This is a genomic window from Pseudomonas sp. HY13-MNA-CIBAN-0226, assembly GCF_040310305.1.
In the GTDB taxonomy this organism is placed as follows: domain Bacteria; phylum Pseudomonadota; class Gammaproteobacteria; order Pseudomonadales; family Pseudomonadaceae; genus Aquipseudomonas; species Aquipseudomonas gregormendelii.
In genome coordinates, this window is record NZ_JBEOPS010000011.1 from 94,872 (window position 1) to 120,190 (window position 25,319).

21 protein-coding genes and 1 pseudogene are annotated in these 25,319 nt (G+C 58.2%); 13 read left to right on the top strand and 9 right to left on the bottom strand.

Annotated features, from left to right (window positions below; genetic code table 11):
* The first annotated feature begins 51 nt into the window (after window positions 1–51).
* From fmt to AAEZ05_RS14015, 4 genes are all read left to right on the top strand, one after another.
* Window positions 52–1,011 carry a methionyl-tRNA formyltransferase gene (gene fmt / locus AAEZ05_RS14000; RefSeq protein ID WP_350600721.1) on the top strand — a complete coding sequence of 320 codons (960 nt, stop codon included), beginning with the start codon at window positions 52–54 and terminating at the stop codon, window positions 1,009–1,011.
* Window positions 1,008–2,318 carry a 16S rRNA (cytosine(967)-C(5))-methyltransferase RsmB gene (gene rsmB, locus AAEZ05_RS14005; RefSeq protein ID WP_350600720.1) on the top strand — a complete coding sequence of 437 codons (1,311 nt, stop codon included), beginning with the start codon at window positions 1,008–1,010 and terminating at the stop codon, window positions 2,316–2,318. Before fmt ends, rsmB begins: the two co-directional genes overlap by 4 nt.
* Before the next feature lie 23 nt (window positions 2,319–2,341).
* Complete coding sequence (gene trkA / locus AAEZ05_RS14010) at window positions 2,342–3,715, top strand: Trk system potassium transporter TrkA (protein WP_045061227.1); 1,374 nt, start codon at window positions 2,342–2,344, stop codon at window positions 3,713–3,715.
* A gap of 92 nt (window positions 3,716–3,807) precedes the next feature.
* Window positions 3,808–4,119 carry a tetratricopeptide repeat protein gene (locus AAEZ05_RS14015; RefSeq protein ID WP_350647797.1) on the top strand — a complete coding sequence of 104 codons (312 nt, stop codon included), beginning with the start codon at window positions 3,808–3,810 and terminating at the stop codon, window positions 4,117–4,119.
* A gap of 82 nt (window positions 4,120–4,201) precedes the next feature.
* Here the strand turns inward: AAEZ05_RS14015 and AAEZ05_RS14020 are convergent, their stop codons facing one another.
* A complete protein-coding gene (locus AAEZ05_RS14020) occupies window positions 4,202–5,089 on the bottom strand; it encodes a lysophospholipid acyltransferase (protein ID WP_045061229.1) in 888 nt (295 codons plus the stop codon).
* 40 nt (window positions 5,090–5,129) lie between these two features.
* Complete coding sequence (tag, locus tag AAEZ05_RS14025) at window positions 5,130–5,687, bottom strand: DNA-3-methyladenine glycosylase I (RefSeq protein WP_045061230.1); 558 nt, start codon at window positions 5,685–5,687, stop codon at window positions 5,130–5,132.
* 81 nt (window positions 5,688–5,768) lie between these two features.
* Between tag and glyQ the strand changes: the two genes are divergently transcribed.
* The 4 genes from glyQ (at window position 5,769) to AAEZ05_RS14045 (ending at window position 10,179) form a co-directional block, all read left to right on the top strand.
* Window positions 5,769–6,722, top strand: a complete 954-nt coding sequence (gene glyQ, locus AAEZ05_RS14030) for a glycine--tRNA ligase subunit alpha (protein ID WP_008155694.1) — start codon at window positions 5,769–5,771, stop codon at window positions 6,720–6,722.
* Window positions 6,719–8,773 carry a glycine--tRNA ligase subunit beta gene (gene glyS / locus AAEZ05_RS14035; RefSeq protein WP_045061231.1) on the top strand — a complete coding sequence of 685 codons (2,055 nt, stop codon included), beginning with the start codon at window positions 6,719–6,721 and terminating at the stop codon, window positions 8,771–8,773. Before glyQ ends, glyS begins: the two co-directional genes overlap by 4 nt.
* Window positions 8,774–8,777: 4 nt before the next feature.
* Entirely contained in the window at window positions 8,778–9,317 is a 540-nt protein-coding gene (gene gmhB, locus AAEZ05_RS14040; RefSeq protein ID WP_177328582.1) for a D-glycero-beta-D-manno-heptose 1,7-bisphosphate 7-phosphatase, read from the top strand.
* A gap of 82 nt (window positions 9,318–9,399) precedes the next feature.
* Window positions 9,400–10,179: a lysophospholipid acyltransferase family protein gene (locus AAEZ05_RS14045; RefSeq protein ID WP_350647800.1), complete on the top strand. Its 780-nt coding sequence runs from the start codon at window positions 9,400–9,402 to the stop codon at window positions 10,177–10,179.
* A 253-nt stretch (window positions 10,180–10,432) separates the two neighbouring features.
* Here AAEZ05_RS14045 and gyrB read toward each other — a convergent pair whose 3' ends face one another.
* Genes gyrB through dnaA form a run of 4 tightly spaced genes read right to left on the bottom strand, consistent with a single transcriptional unit; the run spans window position 10,433 to window position 16,645 of the window.
* A complete protein-coding gene (gene gyrB, locus AAEZ05_RS14050; protein ID WP_045061234.1) occupies window positions 10,433–12,850 on the bottom strand; it encodes a DNA topoisomerase (ATP-hydrolyzing) subunit B in 2,418 nt (805 codons plus the stop codon).
* Between the two features lie 5 nt (window positions 12,851–12,855).
* Complete coding sequence (gene recF, locus AAEZ05_RS14055) at window positions 12,856–13,959, bottom strand: DNA replication/repair protein RecF (protein WP_045061235.1); 1,104 nt, start codon at window positions 13,957–13,959, stop codon at window positions 12,856–12,858.
* Window positions 13,960–13,979: 20 nt separating this feature from the next.
* Window positions 13,980–15,083, bottom strand: a complete 1,104-nt coding sequence (gene dnaN, locus AAEZ05_RS14060; RefSeq protein WP_007948106.1) for a DNA polymerase III subunit beta — start codon at window positions 15,081–15,083, stop codon at window positions 13,980–13,982.
* Window positions 15,084–15,121: 38 nt separating this feature from the next.
* Window positions 15,122–16,645, bottom strand: a complete 1,524-nt coding sequence (dnaA, locus tag AAEZ05_RS14065) for a chromosomal replication initiator protein DnaA (RefSeq protein ID WP_045061236.1) — start codon at window positions 16,643–16,645, stop codon at window positions 15,122–15,124.
* Window positions 16,646–17,210: 565 nt separating this feature from the next.
* Between dnaA and rpmH the strand changes: the two genes are divergently transcribed.
* The 5 genes from rpmH to mnmE all read left to right on the top strand — a co-directional run bounded on the left by rpmH (window position 17,211) and on the right by mnmE (window position 21,139).
* Complete coding sequence (gene rpmH / locus AAEZ05_RS14070) at window positions 17,211–17,345, top strand: 50S ribosomal protein L34 (protein ID WP_003213577.1); 135 nt, start codon at window positions 17,211–17,213, stop codon at window positions 17,343–17,345.
* A 16-nt stretch (window positions 17,346–17,361) separates the two neighbouring features.
* Entirely contained in the window at window positions 17,362–17,763 is a 402-nt protein-coding gene (rnpA, locus tag AAEZ05_RS14075; RefSeq protein WP_045061255.1) for a ribonuclease P protein component, read from the top strand.
* Window positions 17,756–18,001: a membrane protein insertion efficiency factor YidD gene (yidD, locus tag AAEZ05_RS14080; protein WP_052966011.1), complete on the top strand. Its 246-nt coding sequence runs from the start codon at window positions 17,756–17,758 to the stop codon at window positions 17,999–18,001. The genes rnpA and yidD overlap by 8 nt, the downstream gene beginning before the upstream one ends.
* A gap of 2 nt (window positions 18,002–18,003) precedes the next feature.
* On the top strand, window positions 18,004–19,689 hold the full coding sequence (yidC, locus tag AAEZ05_RS14085) for a membrane protein insertase YidC (RefSeq protein ID WP_045061237.1): 1,686 nt from the start codon (window positions 18,004–18,006) through the stop codon (window positions 19,687–19,689).
* Between the two features lie 79 nt (window positions 19,690–19,768).
* Window positions 19,769–21,139 (top strand): tRNA uridine-5-carboxymethylaminomethyl(34) synthesis GTPase MnmE, encoded by a 1,371-nt coding sequence (gene mnmE / locus AAEZ05_RS14090; protein ID WP_045061238.1) that lies wholly within the window; start codon window positions 19,769–19,771, stop codon window positions 21,137–21,139.
* Window positions 21,140–21,187: 48 nt separating this feature from the next.
* Here the strand turns inward: mnmE and AAEZ05_RS14095 are convergent.
* From AAEZ05_RS14095 to AAEZ05_RS14105, 3 genes and pseudogenes are all read right to left on the bottom strand, one after another.
* Window positions 21,188–23,619, bottom strand: a pseudogene (locus AAEZ05_RS14095) (TonB-dependent siderophore receptor).
* Between the two features lie 109 nt (window positions 23,620–23,728).
* Complete coding sequence (locus AAEZ05_RS14100) at window positions 23,729–24,676, bottom strand: FecR domain-containing protein (RefSeq protein WP_045061240.1); 948 nt, start codon at window positions 24,674–24,676, stop codon at window positions 23,729–23,731.
* Window positions 24,676–25,182, bottom strand: a complete 507-nt coding sequence (locus AAEZ05_RS14105; protein WP_045061256.1) for a sigma-70 family RNA polymerase sigma factor — start codon at window positions 25,180–25,182, stop codon at window positions 24,676–24,678. Before AAEZ05_RS14105 ends, AAEZ05_RS14100 begins: the two co-directional genes overlap by 1 nt.
* Between the last annotated feature and the right edge of the window lie 137 nt (window positions 25,183–25,319).

Below are 25,319 nucleotides of genomic sequence, written 5' to 3' on the forward strand. Positions count from 1 at the left end.
CTTTCAAAGGCTTGCTGCGGCAAGCCTTTTTCTTTTTCAGAGATCGCTCCCATGACTGAGCCACTGCGCATCGTCTTTGCCGGCACCCCGGAATTCGCCGCCGAACACCTCAAGGCGCTGCTCGCCAGCCCTTACGAGATTGTCGCGGTCTACACCCAGCCGGACCGCCCGGCGGGCCGTGGGCAAAAGCTGATGCCAAGCCCGGTCAAGCAGCTCGCTCTGGAAAATCATATTCCGGTGCTGCAGCCGCCGACCCTGCGCAATGAAGACGCCCAAGCCGAATTGGCCGCACTGAACCCGGACCTGCTGGTGGTGGTCGCCTACGGCCTGATCCTGCCGCAAGTGGTGCTGGATATTCCACGCCTGGGCTGCATCAACAGTCATGCCTCTTTGCTCCCGCGCTGGCGCGGAGCGGCGCCAATCCAGCGTGCCGTCGAAGCCGGTGACAGCGAAAGTGGCGTCACCGTGATGCGCATGGAGCTGGGCCTCGATACTGGGCCGATGCTGCTTAAGGTCACCACGCCGATCACTGGTGAAGACACCGGTGGTAGTCTCCATGACCGGCTGGCTGAAATGGGTCCGCCGGCAGTGGTGCAGGCGATCGCCGGGCTGGCTGCCGGAACGCTGGAAGGCGAGGTGCAGGACGACAGCCTCGCCACCTACGCACATAAGTTGAACAAGAACGAAGCGCGCATCGACTGGAGTCGCCCGGCGCTCGAGCTGGAACGTCTGGTGCGCGCCTTCAACCCGTGGCCAATCACCCACAGCTCTCTCAATGGCGAAGCGCTGAAAGTCCTGGCCGCGAACCTCGCTGAAGGGCAGGGTGCCCCGGGTGAAATCCTTGGCGCCAGCAAGGATGGACTGGTCGTGGCTTGCGGCGAGCAGGCGCTGTGCCTGACGCGCCTGCAATTACCCGGCGGCAAGGCGCTGAACTTCAGCGACCTGTTCAACAGCCGTCGCGAGAAATTCGCCCTCGGCACCGTCCTCGGCCAAGCGGTGGAGGCGCAATGAACCCGCGTCTCGCCGCCGCCAAGGCGCTCGCCGCTGTGCTTAACGGCAAAGCCTCGCTCAACAGTTCACTGCCCACGCAAATGGACAAGGTTGAAGACCGCGATCGCGGCTTCACCCAGGATCTGGCGTTCGGTACTGCGCGCTGGCAGCCACGCTTGTCGGCGCTCGCGGCAAAGCTGCTGCAAAAACCCTTCAAGGCGGCAGACGCCGATGTCGAGGCGCTGTTGCTGGTTGGCCTGTACCAACTGCTCTACACCCGGGTTCCCGCCCACGCCGCCATTGGTGAAACCGTCGGTTGCGCCGACAAGCTGAAAAAACCATGGGCCAAGGCACTGCTCAACGCCGTGCTGCGCCGTGCCCAGCGTGAAAGTGAAACGCTGCTGGCCGAGCTGGAACATGATCCGGTGGTGCGCACCGCCCATCCACGCTGGCTGCAAAAATCGCTCAAGGCATTCTGGCCCGAGCAATGGGAAGCGATTTGTGCAGCGAATAACGCGCACCCACCGATGATTCTGCGGGTCAATCGCCGTCATCACAGCCGCGACGCCTACCTCGGACTGTTGAGTGAAGCGGGCATCGCCGCCAGCCCATGCGTCTACAGCCAGGATGGCATCATCCTCGACACGGCTGCCGATGTGCGCAGCCTGCCTGGGTTCGCCGAAGGCTGGATCAGCGTGCAGGACGAGGCGGCGCAACTGGCCGCCGATCTGCTCGACCTGGCACCGGGCCAACGGGTACTGGACGCATGCTGCGCGCCGGGCGGCAAGACCTGCCATATCCTCGAAGCCGAGCCCGAGCTGGCGGGCGTCGTCGCCGTCGACCTGGAGGCCAAGCGCCTGGTGCGTGTGCGGGAAAACCTCGCCCGCCTGGGCCTGAGCGCCGAGCTGATTGCTGCCGATGGCCGCGATACCGCCACCTGGTGGGACGGCAAACCCTTCCAGCGCATCCTGCTCGACGCCCCATGCTCGGCGACCGGCGTCATCCGGCGTCATCCAGACATCAAGCTGACTCGCCAACCCGACGACATCGCCGCACTGGCGGTTCTTCAGGGCGAGTTGCTGGACGCCATGTGGATAACCCTGGAAGTCGGCGGCATCCTCCTTTACGCCACCTGCTCCACATTGCCGACCGAGAACACTGAAGTCATTGAAGCCTTCCTCGCCCGCACCCCGGGCGCCCGCGAGCTCGATCTCGCGACGACCGCTGGCATCAAGCAGCCCCACGGCCGTCAGTTGCTCGCCCAGCAAGGCGGACATGACGGTTTCTACTACGCCAAGCTGATCAAGATCGCCGCCGCGCGCGGTTAACCGGACTTCAAGGGAGTGACTGGATGAAAATCATCATCCTCGGCGCAGGGCAGGTAGGTGGTTCGCTGGCCGAGCACCTGGCCAGCGAAGCCAATGACATCACTGTGGTCGACACCGACAGCGAACGCCTGCGTGACCTCGGCGACCGCCTGGACATCCGCACCGTGCAAGGCCGCGGCTCATTGCCCACGGTGCTGCGTCAAGCGGGCGCGGACGACGCCGACATGCTGGTGGCGGTGACCAACAGCGACGAAACCAACATGGTCGCGTGCCAGGTGGCCCACACCCTGTTCCACACCCCGACCAAGATCGCCCGGGTACGTGAAGCGGCATACCTCACCCGCTCCGAATTGTTTGACAATGAAGCGATCCCGGTCGACGTGCTGATCAGCCCGGAACAGGTGGTAACCAACTACATCAAGCGCCTGATTCAACACCCGGGCGCGCTACAGGTCATCGACTTCGCCGAAGGCAAAGCGCAATTGGTGGCGGTGAAGGCCTATTACGGCGGGCCGCTGGTGGGCCAGCAACTTCGCCAGTTGCGCGAACATATGCCAAATGTCGAAACCCGCGTCGCGGCGATTTTTCGCCGGGACCGCCCGATCCTGCCCCAGGGCGACACCGTGATCGAAGCCGACGACGAAGTGTTTTTCATCGCCGCCAAAGCGAATATTCGCGCGGTGATGAGCGAAATGCGCCGCCTGGATGAAACCTACAAACGCATTGTGATTGCCGGGGGCGGGCAGATCGGCGAACGCCTGGCCGAGGCGATCGAAAGCCGCTACCAGGTCAAGATCATCGAGATGAACCCGATACGCTGCCGGCATCTGTCAGATACCCTGGACAGTACCGTGGTGTTGCAGGGCAGCGCTTCGGACCGTGATCTGCTGCTGGAAGAAAACATCGCCGACGCCGACCTGTTCCTGGCCCTGACCAACGACGATGAAGCCAACATCATGTCTTCGCTGCTGGCTAAACGCCTGGGCGCGAAGAAGGTGATGACGATCATCAACAACCCGGCCTATGTCGATTTGATTCAGGGCGGCGACATCGATATCGCCATCAGTCCGCAGCTCGCAACCATCGGCACCTTGCTCGCCCACGTGCGCCGCGGCGACATCGTCAGCGTGCACTCATTGCGCCGGGGTGCGGCCGAAGCGATCGAAGCGATTGCCCACGGCGATGAGAAATCAAGCAAGGTGATCGGCAAGGCCATCGAGAACATTGGCCTGCCACCGGGCACGACCATTGGTGCGATCATCCGCGATGAAGAAGTGATCATTGCCCATGACGACACAGTGATCGAGGCGGGGGACCATGTGATCCTGTTCCTTGTGGATAAAAAGCATATCCGGGATGTGGAGAAGCTGTTCCATGTGGGGTTGAGCTTCTTCTAAGCCAGTTTTGTGGTGAGTTCATTGGCCTCATCGCGGGCAAGCCTTGCTCCCACAGGCAATCTCATGATCACAAATCAATCAGAGGGTAATCCATGCTCGAATCCCTGGAAAAAATGCTCGCCAAGGGTGTGGATAACGCATTGCTGCGCTTCGGCCTGGGTAAGGGTTACCAGGATCTTGGGGATAACGCCAAGGCGGCCGAGCATTTCCAGCGCTGTGTAGCGTTCGATCCGAAGTATTCGGCGGCCTGGAAGCTATTGGGCAAGGCGTATCTGGCGCAGGCTGACTTCGCAGCCGCCCGCCAGGCCTGGGACATGGGCCTGGAGGCTGCCCGGGCCCATGGCGACAAGCAGGCGGAAAAAGAAATGACCGTATTCCTGAAGAAACTAGACCGCCACCCGTAGGAGCTGGCGCAGCCTGCGATCTTTTGACCTTTTCAAATCAAAAGATCGCAGGCTGCGCCAACTTCTACGGGGGTATCCACCCTCAGTACCAGCGCTCTTCGCCCGGTGGACGCTTCTTGAAGCGTTTCATGCTCCACATGTACTGGCTTGGATACGCACCGACATAACGCTCCACCACCTTGCTCATCGCCGCGCAGGACGTCTCGGTGTCGGTGCTGTACATCGCATCAGGCGCTGCTTCGAGTATCACTTTGTAACCCGAACCGTCCGGCAGCCGCAGTGCATGCAGGAAGACGCCGACGGCTTTGCCGCCGGCCAGCATGTTTGGCACAAACTTGCTGGTCAGGGCCTGGGTGGCGAAAAACGGCACGAAAATCCCGGCAGACTCTGCCGGCTCAGGGTCCGCAGGAATACCCACTGCGCCACCTTTGCGCACCTCCTTGATCACGCTGAGAATGCCTTCCTTGGTGGAAGCCGCGACCCGGTTGCCCAGTTGTACTCGCTGTTTGCGCAGTAAATCATCCACCGCCTTCAACTTCGGTGGTCGGTAGAAAATGATCGGCTTGCACTGGCTGCAATAGAAATGGTTCAGCACTTCCCAGTTGCCCAAGTGACTGGTAATGCCCACAACGCCTTTGCCCGAAGCCAGGGCGTCCTTCAGCACGTCCAGACCTTCGACTTCACGCACCAGGTCGATCGAACGCTGCGCCGGCCAGATCCACGCGCAGGCACTCTCGGTCAGCGATTTGCCGATGTCCCGCAGGCTGCGACCCACCAGCTGTTCACGCTCGGCCGGGTCCATCTCGGGGAAACACTTGGCCAGGTTGATCCGCACCACATCGCGCGAGCGGTTGGGGGTTTTCCACATCACCCAGCCGATGGCCGAGCCGACAGCCTGCACGGCGCGCCACGGAAGCAGGGCAAACAACCGCAGAGCGCCTACCAGCAAGGCGCCTTTAAACTTATCCACAGGTCACTCCTGATCTTGTGCTGTGTGCGAGGCGGCCATTCTAACCGCCGTTCGCCAAGGTCGCGTAACGATCGCAATCGCGGGTGTGGTCCATGACCATGCCCGATGCCTGCATCAGCGCGTAACAGATGGTGGGCCCGACGAAGGTGAACCCGGCTTTTTTCAGGCCCTTGCTCATTTCTACCGCCACGGGCGTCACGGCTGGCACTTCGCTGCGGTCCTTGAAATGATTGATCACCGGCGTTCCGCCGACAAACGACCAGAGGAACGCGACCGGGTCCTCCAGCGCAAGCCAGGCCTGGGCATTACGCCGGGCCGCGTTGAGTTTCAGGCGATTGCGGATAATGCCGGGATCGAGCATCAATTCATCGATTTCCGCATCGCTCATTTGCGCCACACGCTGCACATCGAAGCCAAACAGCACTTCGCGATAACGCTCGCGTTTGCGCAACACGGTGATCCAGGAAAGACCGGCCTGGAACCCTTCGAGCAAAAGCAACTCGAACAGTCCCTGCGCATCGCGAAGCGGCGCGCCCCACTCCTGATCGTGATAAGCCATGTACAGCGGATCTTCGGAACACCAAAAGCAGCGTGGCATAAGGCTCCAGGGGGCGTGCGCAGGACCGAATCGGGTATACTCCCGCTCTTTAAATCGCAGCCCAAGAAACAGGTGAATTTCGTGAGCCAGCCTACGCCAGCCGTGCGTACCTTCCAAGACTTGATCCTCGCCCTCCAGCAATACTGGGCCGAGCAAGGTTGTGTGGTACTTCAGCCCTACGATATGGAAGTAGGCGCCGGCACTTTCCACACTGCCACATTCCTGCGCGCCATTGGCCCGGAAACCTGGAACGCCGCTTATGTGCAGCCCAGTCGTCGCCCGACTGACGGCCGCTACGGCGAAAACCCGAACCGCCTGCAGCACTACTACCAGTTCCAGGTAGTGCTGAAGCCGAACCCGGACAACTTCCAGGAACTGTACCTGGGCTCCCTCAAGCACGTTGGCCTGGACCCACTGGTCCATGACATTCGCTTCGTCGAAGACAACTGGGAGTCGCCAACGCTGGGAGCCTGGGGCCTGGGCTGGGAAGTGTGGCTCAACGGCATGGAAGTGACGCAGTTCACTTACTTCCAGCAGGCGGGCGGCATCGAGTGCTACCCGGTGACCGGCGAGATCACTTACGGTCTCGAGCGCCTGGCCATGTACCTGCAAGGTGTGGACTCGGTCTACGACCTGGTCTGGGCAGACGGCCCGATGGGCAAAGTCACCTACGGCGACGTGTTCCACCAGAACGAAGTCGAGCAGTCGACGTACAACTTCGAACACGCCAACGTCGAGAAGCTGTTCGAGCTGTTCGACTTCTACGAAAGCGAAGCCAAGCGCCTGATCGAACTCGACCAGCCGTTGCCGTTGCCTAGCTACGAAATGGTGTTGAAGGCGTCCCACACTTTCAACCTGCTGGATGCGCGCCGGGCAATCTCCGTGACTGCGCGTCAGCAATACATTCTGCGTGTACGCACCCTGGCGCGTTCCGTTGCGCAAGCCTACCTGCTGGCTCGCGCCAAGCTGGGCTTCCCGATGGCGACCCCGGATTTGCGTGACGAAGTACTGGCCAAGCTGGAGGCTGCACAATGAGTGCTCTGGATTTCCTGGTTGAACTGGGCACCGAAGAACTGCCACCCAAAGCGCTGAACGCTTTGGCGGATGCCTTTCTTGCCGGTATCGACAAGGGCCTGCAAGCTGCCGGCCTGAATTACGAGACCAAAACTGTCTACGCCGCGCCCCGTCGCCTGGCGGTACTGATCACTGCGCTGGCTACCCAGCAGCCTGATCGCAGCATCAACCTCGATGGCCCGCCACGCCAGGCTGCTTTCGATGCCGAAGGTAACCCGACTCAGGCAGCCCTGGGCTTCGCCAAGAAGTGCGGCGTCGATCTGAGCGAAATCGATCAAAGCGGCCCGAAACTGCGCTACAGCCAGAGCATCGCCGGCAAACCGACCGCGAGCCTGCTACCGACCATCGTCGAAGACTCGCTGAACGACCTGCCGATTCCCAAGCGCATGCGCTGGGGCGCTCGCAAGGAAGAATTCGTGCGTCCGACCCAGTGGCTGGTAATGCTGCTCGGTGACCAGGTCATCGACTGCACCATCCTCGCCCAGAAGTCCGGCCGCGATTCCCGGGGTCACCGCTTCCATCACCCGCAAAGCGTGCGCATCACCTCGCCAGCCAATTACCTGGCCGACCTGCGTGCAGCCTACGTGCTGGCCGATGCCCATGAGCGTCGCGCCCTGATCAGCAAGCGCACCGAAGAACTGGCGACCCTGCAGGAAGGTACGGCGATCGTGCCGCCAGCCCTGCTCGACGAAGTGACCGCGCTGGTTGAATGGCCGGTGCCGCTGGTGTGCTCGTTCGAGGAACGCTTCCTCGAAGTGCCACAGGAAGCCCTGATCACCACCATGCAGGACAACCAGAAGTACTTCTGCCTGCTGGATGCCGACGGCAAGTTGCTGCCCCGTTTCATTACCGTGGCCAACATCGAGAGCAAAGACCCGCAGCAGATCATCGCCGGTAACGAGAAAGTGGTTCGTCCACGCCTGACCGACGCCGAGTTCTTCTTCAAGCAGGACAAGAAGCAGAAACTCGAAGACTTCAACCTGCGCCTGCAGAACGTGGTATTCCAGGAGAAGCTGGGCAGCGTCTACGACAAGGCCGAGCGCGTTTCCAAACTGGCTGCGTTCATCGCTCAACGCATCGGCGGCAACGCTGCATGGGCGGCCCGCGCAGGCCTGCTGTCCAAGTGCGACCTGTCGACCGAAATGGTCGGTGAGTTCCCGGAGATGCAAGGTGTGGCCGGGTACTACTACGCCCTCAACGACGGCGAGCCGGAAGAAGTTGCCCTGGCGCTGAACGAGCAGTACATGCCGCGCGGTGCCGGCGCCGAACTGCCGACCACGATGACCGGTGCGGCCGTAGCCATCGCCGACAAGCTTGACACCCTGGTCGGCATCTTCGGGATCGGCATGCTGCCAACCGGCAGCAAAGACCCCTATGCCCTGCGTCGCGCAGCACTGGGTGTGTTGCGCATCCTGATCGACAAGAAGCTCGACCTCGACCTGAATGACGCCGTGGCCTTCGCCGTGAATGCATTTGGCACCAAGGTCAAGGTTGCCGGCCTGAATGACTCGGTGCTGGAATTCATCTTCGACCGTCTGCGTGCCCGTTACGAAGACGAAGGCGTGGATGTCGCGACCTACCTGTCGGTGCGCGCCCTGAAACCAGGTTCTGCACTGGACTTCGATCAGCGCGTGCAAGCCGTCCAGGCGTTCCGCCAGTTGCCGGAAGCTGCCGCACTGGCCGCGGTGAACAAGCGCGTGTCGAACCTGCTGAGCAAGGTCGAAGGCTCGATCCCGACCGTCGTCGAAGCCAAGTACTTTGATAATGCCAACGAGTTCTCCCTGTATTCGGCGATCCAGCAGGCGGATCAGGCTGTCCAGCCGATGGCGGCCGCGCGTCAGTACAGTGAGTCCCTGGCTCGCCTGGCCGCCTTGCGCGAGCCGGTGGATGCATTCTTCGAAGCCGTAATGGTCAACGCCGATGACGCCAATGTGCGCGCCAACCGTTATGCGTTGCTGGCCCGTCTGCGTGGATTGTTCCTCGGCGTTGCCGATATTTCGTTGCTGGGCTGAGGGACTGCTGTTGAAACTGCTGATTCTTGATCGGGACGGGGTGATCAACCATGACTCCGACGCTTACATCAAGTCGGTGGAGGAGTGGATTCCACTCCCCGGTTCGATCGAGGCCATTGCGCAGTTGAGCAAGGCCGGCTGGACGGTAGCAGTCGCCACCAACCAGTCGGGCATTGCTCGCGGCTATTACGACATCGCTACCCTGGACGCCATGCACGAGCGCTTGCGCTCGCTGGTGGCGTTGCAGGGCGGTGAAGTCGGGCTGATCGTCTATTGTCCGCACGGGCCGGACGACGGTTGCGACTGCCGCAAGCCAAAACCCGGGATGTTGCAAAGCATCGCCGCTCATTACAACGTGTCGCTGACAAATCTATGGTTCGTCGGCGATAGTCTTGGTGACCTGGAAGCCGCCAAAGCCGTCGATTCTCAGCCCGTTTTGGTAAAGACCGGGAAGGGCGAAAAAACGCTGGGCAAGACTCTGCCGGTGGGCACCTTGATTTTTGACGATCTGGCGGCGATTGCCGCAGAACTTATCCACAACTAGAGCGTTTTCGATATTCCTGAACCAGGATTGATCGGGAGTGCGCTTTGTATAGACGGGCACAGCCCGCACGGTAAACGTCGCCATGTCGATACTGCAGGCCATCAGAACCTTTCTTTTTTATCTGTTGCTGGGCACCAGCTCTCTGCTCTGGTGCAGCCTGAGCTTTTTTATCGCGCCTTTTCTGCCGTTCAAGGCGCGCTATCGTTTCATCAACGTGTACTGGTGCCGCTGCGCGCTGTGGCTGAGTAAAGTGTTCCTGGGCATCAGTTATGAAGTCAAAGGCGCGCAGAACGTACCTGACCAGCCTTGCGTGATTCAGTCGAACCACCAGAGCACCTGGGAAACATTTTTTCTCTCGGCATATTTCGAACCCTTGAGCCAGGTGCTCAAACGCTCGCTGCTGTTTGTGCCGTTTTTCGGCTGGGCGATGGCCATGCTGCGGCCTATTGCGATCGATCGTGACAACCCGAAAGCCGCCCTCAAGCATGTGGCCAAGAAAGGCCATGAATTGCTCAAGGACGGCGTCTGGGTGCTGATTTTCCCTGAAGGCACTCGTGTGCCCTACGGCACCATCGGCAAGTTTTCCCGAGGTGGCACCGCATTGGCTGTAAATGCTGCGCTGCCGGTACTGCCTATTGCGCACAATGCCGGTAGATTCTGGCCGAAATCCGGCTGGGCCAAGAAGCAGGGCGTCATCACTGTGATCATCGGCGAGCCGATGTATGCAGCAGGAACCGGGCCTCGGGCCATTGCTGAATTGAACGACCGGGTCCAGGCCTGGAACGAGCAGATGCAGCGGGAAATGGGTTCGTTGCCACCCGCACCCCAGGCACCGGCGGCAAGCGATCAACTGGCAGTCTGAGATTCTGTGGATAAGCTGTGTACCGTTTCCCGGATAACGTCCTGAATACGATCATAACTTACTGATTTATATATATATTTCTTAACGGCTAAATATTCGTAAAAACGTGCATAAGTTTTTTTTGGATGTAAAAAAACCGGCTGATATAGCCGGTTTTTTTATGAGCGAAATTCGTCTCTTCCGAGCCCCTTGCGAAACAAAAAGGCCAACGCTTGCGTTGGCCTTTTTGTTTGGCTGGGTTACCTACACTGGATCAGAAGTCCAGATTCGAAACCGCCAAGGCGTTGCTCTCGATGAAGTCACGGCGAGGCTCGACCGCATCACCCATCAGGGTGTTGAAGATCTGGTCCGCGCCAATGGCGTCTTCGATGGTCACCTTCAGCATACGGCGCTGCGCAGGGTCCATGGTGGTCTCCCACAGCTGATCCGGGTTCATCTCGCCCAGACCTTTGTATCGCTGAATGGTGTGCCGCTTGGTGCTTTCGGCCATCAACCATTCAAGCGCTTCCTTGAACTCGGTGACGGCCTTCTTGCGTTCGCCACGCTGGATATACGCGCCTTCGTCCAGCAGGGTGCTCAACTGGGCGCCCAGCGAGACAACGGTCTTGTAATCGTTGCTGCCGAAGAAGTCGCGGTTGAACGTCACGTAGTTCGACAAGCCGTGGGAGATCAGCTCGACCTCAGGCAGCCAAACGTTACGTTCACGGTCTTCACGCAGGCTGGCCTTATAGACCAGACCCGACTTCTCGACGGTACGCAGGCGAACTTCGAACTTGGCCAACCATTCCTGCATGGCTGCATGATCGGACAGTTGCTCCATGCTGACTGCAGGCAGGTAGATGAAGTGCTCGGTCAGCTCCTGAGGGTACAGGCGCGACAGACGCTTGAGGGTCTTCATCACCAGGCGGAAATCATTCACCAGGCGCTCAAGGGCTTCACCAGAGATACCCGGTGCCTCTTCATTCAAGTGCAGGCTGGCATCTTCCAGGGCCGATTGCGTCATGTATTCTTCCATGGCGTCATCGTCTTTGATGTACTGCTCTTGCTTGCCTTTCTTGACCTTGTACAGCGGCGGCTGGGCGATGTAGATGTAGCCACGCTCGATCAGCTCGGGCAACTGACGGAAGAAGAAGGTCAGCAGCAGGGTACGGATGTGCGAACCGTCGACGTCAGCATCGGTCATGATGATGATGTTGTGATAACGCAGTTTCTCAATGTTGTACTCGTCACGACCGATGCCGCAGCCGAGCGCCGTGATCAAGGTGCCTACTTCCTGCGAAGAGATCATCTTGTCGAAGCGGGCTTTCTCAACGTTGAGAATCTTGCCCTTCAACGGCAGGATGGCCTGGGTACGACGATTACGTCCCTGCTTGGCGGAGCCGCCAGCAGAGTCACCTTCCACGAGATACAGTTCGGAGAGGGCAGGGTCTTTTTCCTGGCAGTCAGCCAGTTTGCCGGGCAGGCCGGCGATATCCAGCGCGCCCTTGCGACGGGTCATCTCACGGGCTTTACGTGCTGCTTCACGGGCACGAGCGGCGTCGATCATCTTGCCGACGACCAGCTTGGCTTCGTTCGGGTTTTCCAGCAGGAAGTCGGAGAAGTACTTGCCCATTTCCTGTTCGACAGCGGTCTTCACTTCGGAAGAAACCAGCTTGTCCTTGGTCTGGGAGCTGAACTTCGGATCCGGGACTTTCACCGAAATGATCGCGGTCAGGCCTTCGCGCGCATCGTCACCTGTAGTGGCAACTTTGTGCTTCTTCGCCAAGCCCTCGGCTTCGATGTAAGTGTTCAGGTTACGCGTCAACGCCGAACGGAAACCCACCAGGTGAGTACCGCCGTCGCGCTGTGGAATGTTGTTGGTGAAGCACAACAGGTTCTCGTTGAAGCTGTCATTCCACTGCAGGGCGATTTCTACGCCAATGCCATCTTCACGCTGGATGTTGAAGTGGAACACCTGGTTGACCGGAGTCTTGTTGGTGTTCAGGTATTCAACGAACGCGCGCAGGCCGCCTTCATATTTGAACAGCTCTTCCTTGCCGCTACGCTCATCCTTGAGGACGATGCCAACACCGGAGTTCAGGAACGACAGTTCACGAATCCGCTTGGCCAGGATATCCCAGCTGAAGTGGATATTCTTGAAGGTCAGGTCGGAAGGCTTGAAGTGGATCTGGGTGCCAGTAGTTTCACTCTCGCCGACGATTTTCATCGGCTCTTTCGGAACGCCATGGATATAGGTCTGTTCCCAGATCTTGCCACTGCGTCGTACTGTGAGGATAAGCTCTTCGGACAGGGCGTTCACAACCGATACACCGACACCGTGCAGACCGCCGGATACCTTGTAGGAGTTATCGTCGAACTTACCGCCGGCGTGCAGCACGGTCATGATGACCTCGGCTGCAGAAACGCCTTCTTCCTTGTGCACGTCAACCGGGATGCCACGGCCGTTATCGCGAACGGTGATGGATTCATCCGGGTGGATAATAATGCTGATGTCGTCGCAGTGGCCGGCGAGAGCTTCGTCGATCGAGTTATCGACCACCTCGAACACCATGTGGTGCAGACCGCTGCCATCGTCGGTGTCACCAATGTACATACCGGGACGTTTGCGTACGGCATCCAGGCCTTTCAGCACTTTAATGCTCGTTGAGTCGTACGTATTTTCTTCGCTCAATGCCTTCACTCCCGATGGTCGTGGGTCTGGGTGATACGGCCCTGTTCCACGTGGAACAAAGCGACTGGCGTTTCCGTCTGCCAGCCTTCCCTCAATAATTCATGATCTACACAGGTGATAAATACCTGGCAGCGTAAGTCTTCCAACAAGCGGCAAAGCGCGCGGCGGTGATGCTCATCCAATTCGGACGGCAGGTCATCCACCAGATAAATACACTGGCCGCGACGGGCTTGGCTGACCAAGTGCCCCTGGGCAATGCGTAATGCACAAACCACCAGCTTCTGCTGACCGCGGGACAAGATGTCCGCAGCGTTATGTGCGCCCAATCTGAGACGCAAATCAGCGCGTTGTGGTCCGGCCTGGGTATGGCCCATTTGCTGATCCCGTTGCACGGAACCGGCGAGCACTGCACTCAGTTCGCGGTCTTTGTCCCAGCCTCTGTAATAGCTGAGCGTCAAACCTTCAAGCTCAACCAACTCGCTCAGGGTTTGTTCAAAGACTGGTTTCAAGGCTTTGATATAGGCGCGACGGTATTCATCGATTTCCGCGCTGGCCTGGCACAGTTCCCTGTCCCAAACCGCTTGCGAAACGGCGTCAAGTGTACCATGCCGCAGCCAAGAGTTTCTCTGGCGCAGGGCCTTCTGCAACCGTTGCCAGGTGGACATGAATCGTGGTTCCACGTGGAACACACCCCAGTCGAGAAACTGCCGACGAATTTTCGGCGCGCCTTCGAGCAGGCGGAAGCTGTCTGGGTTGATCAGCTGCAAAGGCAGGATCTCGGCCAGCTGGGCTGCGCTACGAGCGTTTTGCCCATCTATGCGGATCTGGAACTCACCCTGGCGGTCGCGCGAGACCCCCAGGGCGCTATGGCCGCCGTCGGCTAGCTCGACTTGACCGAACACGGTGCACGCCAGCTGCTCGTACTGAATAACGGGGAGCAGCCGGGTGCTGCGAAACGAACGGGCCAGGCCCAGCAGATGAATGGCTTCCAATACGCTGGTCTTACCGCTGCCGTTGGCGCCGTAAAGAATATTGATTCGAGGGGAGGGGGAGAGGGTCACCGGGTGCAGATTGCGCACCGCGGTGACCGAGACGCGACTTAATGACATCTAGCTTCTGCTGAGCATGATTACAGACGCATCGGCATGACAACGTAGGCCGAGTCGTCGTTGTCGGACTCCTGCACCAGCGCGCTGCTGTTGGAGTCGGACAGAATGAGGCGAACCTGCTCAGTGGTCATCACGCCCAGCACGTCGAGCAAATAGCTGACGTTGAAGCCGATTTCCAGGGAGCCGCCGTTGTACTCAACGCCCACTTCTTCCTCCGCCTCTTCCTGCTCAGGGTTGTTGGCCTGGATCTTCAGCTGACCATTGGCCAGTTGCAGGCGGATGCCACGATACTTTTCGTTGGACAGAATCGCGGTGCGGCTGAAGGCTTCACGCAGTGCCTGACGATCGCCGAGAACCAGCTTGTCACCACCTTTAGGCAGGACACGCTCGTAGTCGGGGAATTTGCCGTCTACCAGTTTGGAGGTGAAGGTGAACTCACCTGTGGTAGCACGAATATGGTGCTGGCCCAACACGATGCTGACGATGCCATCCGGCTCGGTGAGCAGACGCGCCAGTTCAAGGATGCCCTTGCGTGGCACGATCACCTGGTGACGATCCGGTTGACCGATATCCGCCTGCATCGAGCACATCGCCAGGCGGTGGCCGTCGGTGGCCACGGCGCGGATGATTCCGGCCGACACTTCCAGAAGCATGCCATTGAGGTAATAGCGCACATCTTGCTGGGCCATGGCGAAGCTGGTGCGCTCGATCAGACGACGCAACTTGCTTTGCTCCAGGCTGCACGTCAGCGAACCTGGTCCTTCCTCAACAGTCGGGAAATCATTGGCTGGCAGCGTCGAGAGGGTAAAGCGGCTACGACCGGCTTTCACCACGAGCTTTTGCTCGTCAACCTTGATATCAATCAGCGCGTCATTCGGCAGGCTCTTGCAGATGTCCATCAACTTGCGCGCAGGCACAGTGATGGAACCCGGGTCTGCCGGCTCTTCGAGCTGTACACGACCGACCAGCTCGACTTCCAGGTCGGTACCGGTCAGCGACAGTTGCTGGCCTTCGACAACCAGCAGCACGTTGGAAAGCACCGGCAAGGTCTGTCGGCGTTCGACGACGCCTGCGACCAGTTGCAGGGGTTTCAACAGGGCTTCGCGTTGAATGGTGAAATGCATGGTCTAGTCCCTTGCCTTAATAAGCTGCGCTGGTGTCATCAAGTGGTCAGTGTACGCAGCAGGTTCTTGTAGTCCTCGCGGATGTCCGCGTCGGATTCCTTAAGTTCGTTGATCTTGCGGCAGGCGTGCAAAACCGTCGTATGGTCACGGCCGCCAAACACATCGCCGATTTCCGGCAGGCTGTGGTTGGTCAGCTCCTTGGACAACGCCATGGCCACCTGACGCGGACGTGCCACCGAGCGAGAACGACGCTTGGACAGCAGGTCGGAGATCTTGATCTTGTAGTACTCGGCGACCGTGCGCTGAATGTTATCCACAGAGACCAGTTTGTCTTGTAGCGCCAACAGATCCTTCAGGGATTCGCGGATCAACTCGATGGTGATATCGCGACCCATGAAGTGCGAGTGGGCGATCACGCGTTTAAGCGCGCCTTCCAGTTCTCGCACGTTGGAGCGAATGCGCTGGGCAATGAAGAACGCGGCGTCGTGCGGCAGATCAACCTTGGCCTGGTCGGCCTTCTTCATCAGGATCGCGACACGGGTTTCCAGTTCCGGCGGTTCGACTGCAACCGTCAGGCCCCAGCCGAAACGGGATTTCAGGCGTTCTTCAAGGCCTTCGATTTCTTTCGGATAGCGGTCACTGGTGAGAATGACCTGCTGGCCACCTTCGAGCAAAGCGTTGAAGGTGTGGAAAAACTCTTCCTGAGAACGTTCCTTGCGGGCGAAGAATTGAATGTCATCGATCAACAGCGCATCCACTGAACGGTAGAAGCGCTTGAATTCGTTGATTGCATTCAGCTGCAACGCCTTGACCATGTCGGCCACGAAACGCTCGGAATGCAGGTATACAACCTTCGCATTCGGATTCTTCTTTAACAGGTGGTTACCCACAGCGTGCATCAAGTGGGTCTTACCCAAGCCGACGCCGCCATAAAGGAAGAGCGGGTTGTAGCCATGCTTGGGGTTGTCCGCAACCTGCCAGGCCGCAGCGCGGGCGAGTTGGTTGGACTTGCCCTCGACGAAGTTCTCGAAGGTAAAAGTGCGGTTCAGGTAGCTGGTGTGCTTGAGCGCACCTTCGACCTGCACCGTGCGCTGTTCAGCGCGAATCGGGGCCTGTTGCGAACTGGCACCGGCCATCGGGTCGAAACTGTCCCGGGACGGTTCTTCGCTGACATCGGCAATTTTTTGCGTCGAGCGTTTGCTCTGCTGCGGGGCAGCGGGCGCAGGCGCTGGTGAACTGACCGGAGCCTGTGCGGCCTGAGCCTGGGACGCGGCGGCGGCCAGCGGAGCATTGGGTGCCGCCCGCGGCGCCGAACTGCGTTTGCTGCCTATTAATAAGGACAGCGCCGGCATCGAGCCATTGCCATGCTCATCCAGCAGCTCAAGAACACGACTCAGATACTTTTCGTTGACCCAGTCGAGAACAAAACGATTCGGCGCGTAGACACGCAGCTCGTCGCCTTCGGCTTCGACCTGTAGTGGACGGATCCAAGTGTTGAATTGTTGGGCAGGCAGCTCATCGCGCAAAAGCTCCACGCACTGCTGCCAAAGTTCCACTGACACGGATATCCCCTAAGTTGAAAGCCGGTGAGGCAAAAACAAGCGGCCATTGTAACGATCAGGCGCCGACTTATCCACACGAAGGTTGTTCATCCACCAAGAAGAATCAACGCTTTATAGGGAAAAAAGGCGACCAATGGTCTGTGCATAAGCTCTGTGGATAACCGGGGTTAAGGTCATTGCACAAGTAGGGGGGAAACTCGGTGGATAACCTGCCTGTGGATAAACATGCCTTTCACCCACAGCTTATCCGACAGCGCAGCACAGGCTGACCACCGTTTACCACGGTAGTTGTCATTCTCTGTACACCGCGTATTACCTGGCCCCAAGGTAGTTATCCACAGCAAAGTGCCTGCTTAGCTTTTATAAGCTTTACAAAAAAGCTTTAAATACTTTCCTTCTTTATTTCTATATCTACAGGTTGTCAGGCACCAGGAATCGCCAGCAGATCTATTTATAAGGAAACGCTGGTTGGAAATTGACCTAGAGGCTTGCTTTCTCTAGAATCCCCGGTCTCTTAAAACGGGGGCCATTCCGGCCCGTTGTGGACGAACCAGGTAACACGACAATGAAACGTACTTTCCAACCAAGCACTATCAAACGCGCTCGTACCCACGGTTTCCGTGCTCGCATGGCTACCAAAAACGGTCGCGCCGTCCTGTCGCGTCGTCGCGCCAAAGGTCGTGCGCGTCTGGCAGTTTGATAATCCGGCACTGGAGGTGAGTCAGGACTTCAGTCGGGAGAAGCGTTTGCTTACCCCCCGGCATTTCAAGGCAGTCTTTGACTCCCCTACCGGCAAGGTTCCGGGGAAAAATCTCCTGCTCCTTGCGCGCAATAACGATCTCGATCACCCCCGTCTCGGGCTGGTTATCGGGAAAAAGAGCGTAAAGCTCTCCGTCGAGCGCAATCGCCTCAAACGTCTGATGCGCGAATCGTTCCGTCTGCACCAGGAATCACTGGTCGGTTGGGACATTGTTATCGTCGCGCGCAAAGGTTTGGGTGACGTAGAAAACCCCGAATTGATTCAGCATTTCGGCAAACTCTGGAAGCGTCTGGCACGCAGCACGCCGGTACCAGCAGTCAAAACCGAAACTGTAGGGGTAGACAGTCCCGATGCGTAAACTGGCACTCGTTCCGATCCAGTTTTATCGCTATGCCATTAGTCCTCTGATGGCCAGTCACTGTCGCTTCTACCCCAGTTGTTCCTGCTACGCGTATGAAGCCATAGAAAATCATGGCCTTCTGCGCGGTGGCTGGCTGACCTTTCGTCGTTTAGGTCGCTGTCATCCGTGGAATCCCGGTGGTTATGACCCGGTTCCATCTATCCCTACCTCCCGTTCTTCTTCGATGGCCGAGTAATCATGGATATCAAACGCACGATCCTGATCGTCGCCCTGGCAATCGTGGCCTACGTTATGGTCCTTAAATGGAACCAGGACTACGGTCAAACTGCCCTGCCGACTCAGAATGTTGCTTCCAGTACTACCGCACCGGGCCTACCGGATACGGCGACTGGCAATAATGCTTCTGTCAGTGACGACATTCCGCGCGCCCCAAGCGATACCAGTGCAACTGCTCCTGCTGAAACTCCGGTAGCGGCAAGCAAAGACCTCATCCGCATCAAAACGGATGTGCTCGACCTGGCAGTCGATCCACAGGGTGGTGACGTTGCCCAACTGACACTGCCGCTGTATCCACGTCGCCAGGACCATCCGGAAATTCCGTTCCAGTTGTTCGACAACGGCAATGAGCGCACTTATCTGGCTCAAAGCGGTTTGATCGGCACCAATGGTCCGGACGCGAGCCCGGCCGGTCGCCCGATTTACTCCTCGGAGAAGAAGGTTTACCAGCTGGCTGATGGCCAGGACCAAATGGTCGTGGACCTGAAGTTCAGCAAGGACGGCGTCAATTACATCAAGCGTTTCACCGTGAAACGTGGCCTGTATGACGTAACCGTTTCGTACCTGATCGACAACGAGAGCGCTCAACCTTGGTCTGGCGCGATGTTCGCCCAACTCAAGCGTGACGCCAGCGGCGACCCATCCTCGACTACGGCCACCGGTACTGCCACTTATCTGGGCGCTGCCCTGTGGACAAGTAACGAGCCGTACAAGAAAGTGTCCATGAAAGACATGGACAAGGCCCAGCTGAAGGAAACCGTCAGCGGTGGTTGGGTTGCCTGGTTGCAGCATTACTTCGTAACAGCATGGATTCCGGCGAAGGGCGAAAACAACGTCGTCCAGACCCGTAAAGACAGCAAAGGCAACTACATCATCGGCTTCACCGGTCCGGCAATTACTGTTGCGCCAGGTGCCAAAGCTGAAACCAGTGCGGTTCTCTACGCGGGTCCGAAAAGCCAGGCTGTGCTGAAAGAGTTGTCCCCAGGCCTGGAACTGACCGTCGACTACGGCATTCTGTGGTTCATTGCCCAGCCGATTTTCTGGCTGTTGCAACACATCCACGCGTTGGTCGGTAACTGGGGTTGGTCGATTATCTTCCTGACCATGCTGATCAAGGGGATCTTCTTCCCACTGTCGGCTGCCAGCTACAAATCCATGGCACGTATGCGTGCAGTGGCACCGAAACTGGCCGCGCTGAAAGAGCAACATGGCGACGACCGGCAGAAAATGTCGCAAGCCATGATGGAGCTGTACAAGAAAGAGAAGATCAATCCGCTGGGTGGTTGCTTGCCAATCCTCGTGCAGATGCCGGTTTTCCTTTCCCTGTACTGGGTTCTGCTGGAAAGCGTGGAAATGCGCCAGGCGCCGTTCATGCTGTGGATTACTGACCTGTCCATCAAGGATCCGTTCTTCATTCTGCCGATCATCATGGGCGCAACCATGTTCATCCAGCAGCAGTTGAACCCGACTCCACCGGATCCGATGCAGGCCAAGGTGATGAAGCTGATGCCAATCATCTTCACCTTCTTCTTCCTGTGGTTCCCGGCTGGTCTGGTGCTGTATTGGGTAGTCAACAACTGCCTGTCCATCGCCCAACAGTGGTACATCACGCGTAAAGTCGAAGCGGCTACTAAAGCAGCTGCCTGATTTACACTGTGGATAACCACTCAGAACGCCCCCTAGTGGGGCGTTTTGCTATCTGTCATTTTTGTCTGGATATCGGTTTATGAGCGTTCCTCGTGAAACCATCGCCGCTGTCGCAACTGCACAAGGTCGCGGTGGCGTGGGCATCGTGCGCATTTCGGGGCCACTGGCCAGTGTTGCTGCCAAAGCCTTCAGCGGCCGCGAACTGAAACCCCGATATGCCCACTACGGACCTTTCCTCGACGGCAACGAAGAGGTGCTGGACCAGGGGCTGGCCCTGTATTTCCCGGGCCCGAATTCGTTCACCGGCGAGGATGTACTGGAACTTCAGGGCCACGGCGGCCCGGTCGTCCTGGACATGTTGCTCAAGCGCTGCCTGGAACTGGGGTGTCGTCTGGCTCGCCCGGGCGAGTTCAGCGAACGGGCATTTCTCAACGACAAACTCGATCTGGCCCAGGCCGAAGCTATCGCTGACCTGATCGAAGCCAGTTCCGCACAGGCCGCGCGAAATGCGCTGCGTTCTCTGCAGGGAGCTTTTTCCCAGCGGGTGCATAACCTTACCGAGCAGTTGATTGGCCTGCGGATCTACGTTGAAGCGGCCATCGACTTCCCGGAGGAGGAAATCGACTTCCTCGCCGATGGCCATGTCCTGAGCATGCTCGACAAAGTGCGAGACGAGTTATCCACAGTACTGCGTGAAGCCGGGCAGGGTGCCTTGCTGCGCGACGGTATGACCGTAGTCATCGCCGGTCGACCGAATGCTGGTAAATCCAGCCTGCTAAATGCCCTGGCGGGTCGCGAGGCTGCGATCGTCACCGAGATTGCCGGTACTACCCGGGACATTCTTCGCGAACATATCCACATCGATGGCATGCCGCTGCATGTAGTCGATACGGCCGGTCTGCGGGATACCGATGATCATGTGGAAAAGATTGGGGTGGAAAGGGCCTTGAAGGCCATTAGCGAAGCGGATCGGGTGCTGCTGGTAGTCGATGCCACCGCACCGGAAGCGCTTGATCCGTTTGCCTTATGGCCCGAATTCCTCGAAGTGCGCCCGGACCCGGCCAAGGTCACATTGATCCGCAACAAGGCTGACCTGACAGGCGAAGCCATTGCACTGGAAGTCAGCGAGGATGGCCATGTCACTATCAACCTGAGTGCAAAGTCCGCCGGCGCCGGCCTGGAACTGCTGCGAGATCACCTCAAGGCGTGCATGGGCTACGAGCAAACCTCTGAAAGTAGCTTCAGTGCCCGTCGACGCCACCTTGAGGCGTTGCGCCATGCCAGCGCATCCCTCGAGCACGGCCGAGCGCAACTGACACTGGCAGGTGCCGGGGAGTTGCTGGCCGAGGATCTGCGACAGGCGCAGCATTCCCTGGGAGAAATCACCGGTGCGTTCAGCTCCGATGATTTACTGGGGCGGATATTTTCGAGTTTTTGTATCGGCAAGTAAAAAAAGGGCTGGGGATACGTTATCCACAGCCCTTTTTCTGACTGTTACTTACCAGTTATAGGAAACCGAGCCCAGTAAGGTTCGGCTTTCGCCCCAATAGCACCGCCCCGCATCATTACACCCAGCCACATACTCCTTGTCGAAGACGTTCTTTGCATTCACGTCGACCGTCCAGTTGCGGTCGATCTGATAGCCCACGGCCGCATCCACCAGGGTGACATCACCCGCATCCAGCTTTCCGTACAGGGACGGCGCCGTGTAGGCGAACGCGCTGTCGAAGTACCGCACACCGCCACCTGCATACAGTCCCTTGAGGCTGCCTTCGAGGAAGCGATACTTGGCCCAAACCGACGCCTGATTCCGCGGAACCCCCGTCATCTGGTGATCCTTGACCAGCGAGGTGGCGGAGTCCTTGGTGATGCGTGCATCGGTGTAGGTGTAGGCGGCCGTCACGTTCAGATTTGGCGTCAGGCTGCTGTTGAGTTCCAGCTCCACGCCTTTGGCACGGCTTTCACCCACTTGGCGATAGGTGGAAGTAGTTGCGTCAAAGTACGTATCGTCTTTCTTGCGCAAGTCATACACCGAGGCGGTGAATGCCGTGTCCCAGCCGATGGGTTCGTATTTCAGACCCACTTCATACTGGCTGCTGGTGATCGGGTCCAACGGCGCACCCGAGTTGGAAATCTGCTGCACGGGCACAAACGCAGTGGAATAGCTGACGTACGGCGTCAGGCCGTTGTCGAACTGGTACATCACGCCGCCCTGGTAGGTGAACTTCCTGTCCTCAGAACCGATATTGCTGGCCGAAGCTACTTTGTCGCGGAAATCGCTGTCCACCCAGTCCTGACGACCTCCCAACAAGAAAAGCCAGTGATCGTACTTGCTCTGGATCTGCGCATAGGCACCTTGCATTTGCTGTTCCAGCAAGGTGTTCTGCACCGCGATGGGGGTCAACGGATCGCGCAGGTAAACCGGGTTATATATGTCGATTGGCCCGACGAAGCCTGCATTCCATTCCTGATTGAAGGAAGTGCGATCAAAGCTGCCGCCAAACAGCACGGTGTTTTCCAGGCCGCCCACCTCGAACTTGCCTTCCAGCTGATTATCCAGCGAATACACCATCGACTTGTTGAAGCGGTCATAGGCAGTCACGTTCAGGCGGGTACCAAAGCCTGCATTATTCAGATTGCCGGGCCAGGTTTCGTGACGGGTGATCCTGGACTGCATGTAGCGCGAGTTCTGCCGGAACTGCCAGTCGTCATTGACGCTGTGGGTAAATTCATATCCGGTGCTCCACGTTTCCCTTTCGAAGGTGTTCCAGTCCGGGTCGCCGAGCATGGTGTGCTTGGATAACTTGCCATTGGGATTGTTGAGTAAGGTACCTGCAGCAGGCAGACCGAGCTCCATGTTGGTGTGATCCTTCTGGTAGTTGGCCAGCAGGGTCAAGGTGTTGTAGTCATCGAAGTTGAGGGTCAAGGAGGGGGCGATGTAGATCCGATCATCCGGCACGTGATCAGTTTGGGTGTCGGCATTGCGTCCCAGCATCACCATCCGGCCGAGAATGTTGCCGCTGTCATTGAGCGCACCGGCCACGTCGACACCCAATTGGCGACGATGGTTGGAACCGTAGCTCAGTTGCACCTCGCCCTGGGGGGAGGCAGTTGGGCGTTTGCTCACGATGTTGACCAGGCCACCAGGGGCGTTTTCGCCATAGAGCAATGAGGAAGGACCGCAAAAATCTCTACTCGCTCCAGCCCGTACGGTTCGGTGCTGGTGTCGTACCGATTGCCTTGCACCCGCAAGCTATCTCGCAACAGACCATATCCATAGTCGGTAGCGTTAAAACCACGGATGAAAAACAGGTCGCCGGCGAGGCTATCGCCCGCGGCAAAGGGCGGCGCAAAAATGCCGGGTACGTAACCCAGCACATCGGTAAGGGTCTGGGATTTTTGATCCCTGATCCGCTGACTGGTGACCACCGACACCGAGCGCGGGGTTTCAGACAGCGGTGTGCTGGTCTTGGTCCCGACTCGACTATTTTTTGCGTTGTAGCCAACGTCTGCCGAGTAGTCGAGGCTCATTTGACCAGGTTGCGAGGCATTGATATTGGTGGCGCCCAGGACCAGGGGTCCATTCTCTGGTACTGGCTGGAGTATGTAGCTGCCGGGAGCACTCGGCACCGCCTGCAACCCAGAGCCTTCGAGTAATAACTGAAAACCCTCATCGATCGAGTAGTTACCTGCCACCCCCCCGGTTCGCAACCGAGCGGTCTGCTGCGGCGAGAACGACAGGATCACATTGGCCGCCGCCGCCAACTGACTCAGCGCTCCATCCAGTGGTCCCGCGTCAATGGTAAAGCGTTGCGAAGAACTGGCTGCCATTGCGTTGTGTGTCAGCAGGCAACCTGCAGCAGTGGCTATCAATAAACCGTAGGCGAGGCAGTGGTGGGAAAAACGCTTGCGGAACTTAGGAAGACGCATGAGTGGATGAGCCCTGAAGGTGGCGAAGAGCCGCGTGAGTCGCGATTACCTGTAGGGCCGTGTCAGGATAAAAAAAGATAACCCTGTCGCTACCTATTTTTCTCCAGGCTCAGCCAGCGTGACCGACCGACACCCAGTAACGAGTGAAATAGCGCACACTAATAGGCAAGGAGGCTTGCAGATTGGCCAGCACAGCGTCGGTAGCGTCCAGTCGAAAAGTCCCGGATACCCGCAACTTCGCAGCCCCCTCATCACAGTGGATAACTCCCGACCGATATCGAGCCAGTTCCCCCAGCACCTCACCCAGCGGGGTATCCAATACGATGAGCTGGCCGTTGATCCAGGCTGCTTGCGATGACCGATAAGGGTGAATGGCGCCTAAGCGGTCACTGCGCAAATCAATGCCTTCTCCTGCTTGGAGTATTCGCGAACCAGTGGAAGCACTGGTTGGTTGCACGTTCACCCGGTCCTCCAGTACACCAACACGTGTCGAGCCTGAAAATTGCTGCAGCGAAAAACGTGTACCCAACGCCTGTATCCGACCATCGCGGGTTTCGACGATGAAGGGCCGTTGGTCGCCAAGCTTGCCAGTGCTTAAAAGAATTTCCCCGGAGCGCAATCGAATCAACCGTTGCTGATCATCGAACAGCACATCCACCGCGGTCTGGGTGTTCAGGTGCAACTGAGTACCATCGGCCAGCTCGATTTTCCGGCGTTGACCCACGGTGGTTGAATAATCCGCCCAGACGTTACCCAGCGTCGTGTATTTCTGGGCGTTCCAACCGACATAGCCGGTGCCGGCGACTATCAGCAAGAGTTTGAGCATCTGCCGACGATTTTGGCCATGAGTCAGGGCGCGTCTAGCCAGATCCCTGGGCATTGCCCCCAAGTGCCTTTGCATTTGCTCCATCTGGTTCCACGCGGCGAGGTGCGCTGGATTGCTGTCTACCCAGTGCTGCCAGGCTTGTTGCTGTGCTGGCGTAGGCGGTTCGGCCTGGAACTGCACGTACCAGCCAGCAGCCGCTTCGAACACTTGACGATCCGGCGCCATCGCCATCACAACCCTGCCATGATCAAGGAACATTCGGTAAGAGCACGGACCATGTGTTTCTTCACTGTTGTCAGCGACACCTTGAGCTCTGCTGCAATCTGTTGATAAGTCAGCCCCTCGATCTGCGACAGCATAAAGATTCGCTGCGTGCGCGTACCCAGGCTGGCCAGGGCTTTATCCACAGCTATCAGGGTTTCGATAATGAGCGCCTTGTCCTCCTCACTGATGACCGTAATTTCGGACCTGGCTGCCAATGTTTCCAGGTAGGCCACCTCGATAGCGCGTCGACGATAACGGTCAATCACCAACCCTCTGGCTACCGTTGCCAGATAGTCACGGGGTTCGCGAATGTGCATGGCATTACGTGAGCCCAGGATGCGCACAAAGGTGTCATGTGCGACATCCGCAGCATCGCACGCATCATGCAGCTTGCCCTTGAGCCATCCATACAACCAGGAATGGTGCTGCTCGTAGATGTGCTGAACGGCTGCCGTATGGGTGGGTAGGGACATAAGGGCATCAGGCTGGTTAATGATAATGCCTATTATTAACTTCCACTGCGCCGTCCCACAATAGCGCTCACCACGCAAAGCTCCTCCTTCAAATTTACTTTTTTCAATCGCTCGCGCCCGACGGGAAGGTGTCTGGG

Bases quoted from the DNA above. Each gene is read 5' to 3' on its own strand.
- trkA (WP_045061227.1), top strand. From the start codon at position 2,342: ATGAAAATCATCATCCTCGGCGCAGGGCAGGTAGGTGGTTCGCTGGCC.
- recF (WP_045061235.1), bottom strand. From the start codon at position 13,959: ATGTCATTAAGTCGCGTCTCGGTCACCGCGGTGCGCAATCTGCACCCG.
- fmt (WP_350600721.1), top strand. From the start codon at position 52: ATGACTGAGCCACTGCGCATCGTCTTTGCCGGCACCCCGGAATTCGCC.
- tag (WP_045061230.1), bottom strand. From the start codon at position 5,687: ATGCCACGCTGCTTTTGGTGTTCCGAAGATCCGCTGTACATGGCTTAT.
- AAEZ05_RS14045 (WP_350647800.1), top strand. From the start codon at position 9,400: ATGTCGATACTGCAGGCCATCAGAACCTTTCTTTTTTATCTGTTGCTG.
- rsmB (WP_350600720.1), top strand. From the start codon at position 1,008: ATGAACCCGCGTCTCGCCGCCGCCAAGGCGCTCGCCGCTGTGCTTAAC.
- mnmE (WP_045061238.1), top strand. From the start codon at position 19,769: ATGAGCGTTCCTCGTGAAACCATCGCCGCTGTCGCAACTGCACAAGGT.
- rpmH (WP_003213577.1), top strand. From the start codon at position 17,211: ATGAAACGTACTTTCCAACCAAGCACTATCAAACGCGCTCGTACCCAC.
- dnaN (WP_007948106.1), bottom strand. From the start codon at position 15,083: ATGCATTTCACCATTCAACGCGAAGCCCTGTTGAAACCCCTGCAACTG.
- yidD (WP_052966011.1), top strand. From the start codon at position 17,756: ATGCGTAAACTGGCACTCGTTCCGATCCAGTTTTATCGCTATGCCATT.
- AAEZ05_RS14105 (WP_045061256.1), bottom strand. From the start codon at position 25,182: ATGTCCCTACCCACCCATACGGCAGCCGTTCAGCACATCTACGAGCAG.
- AAEZ05_RS14100 (WP_045061240.1), bottom strand. From the start codon at position 24,676: ATGGCGATGGCGCCGGATCGTCAAGTGTTCGAAGCGGCTGCTGGCTGG.
- glyS (WP_045061231.1), top strand. From the start codon at position 6,719: ATGAGTGCTCTGGATTTCCTGGTTGAACTGGGCACCGAAGAACTGCCA.
- AAEZ05_RS14015 (WP_350647797.1), top strand. From the start codon at position 3,808: ATGCTCGAATCCCTGGAAAAAATGCTCGCCAAGGGTGTGGATAACGCA.
- yidC (WP_045061237.1), top strand. From the start codon at position 18,004: ATGGATATCAAACGCACGATCCTGATCGTCGCCCTGGCAATCGTGGCC.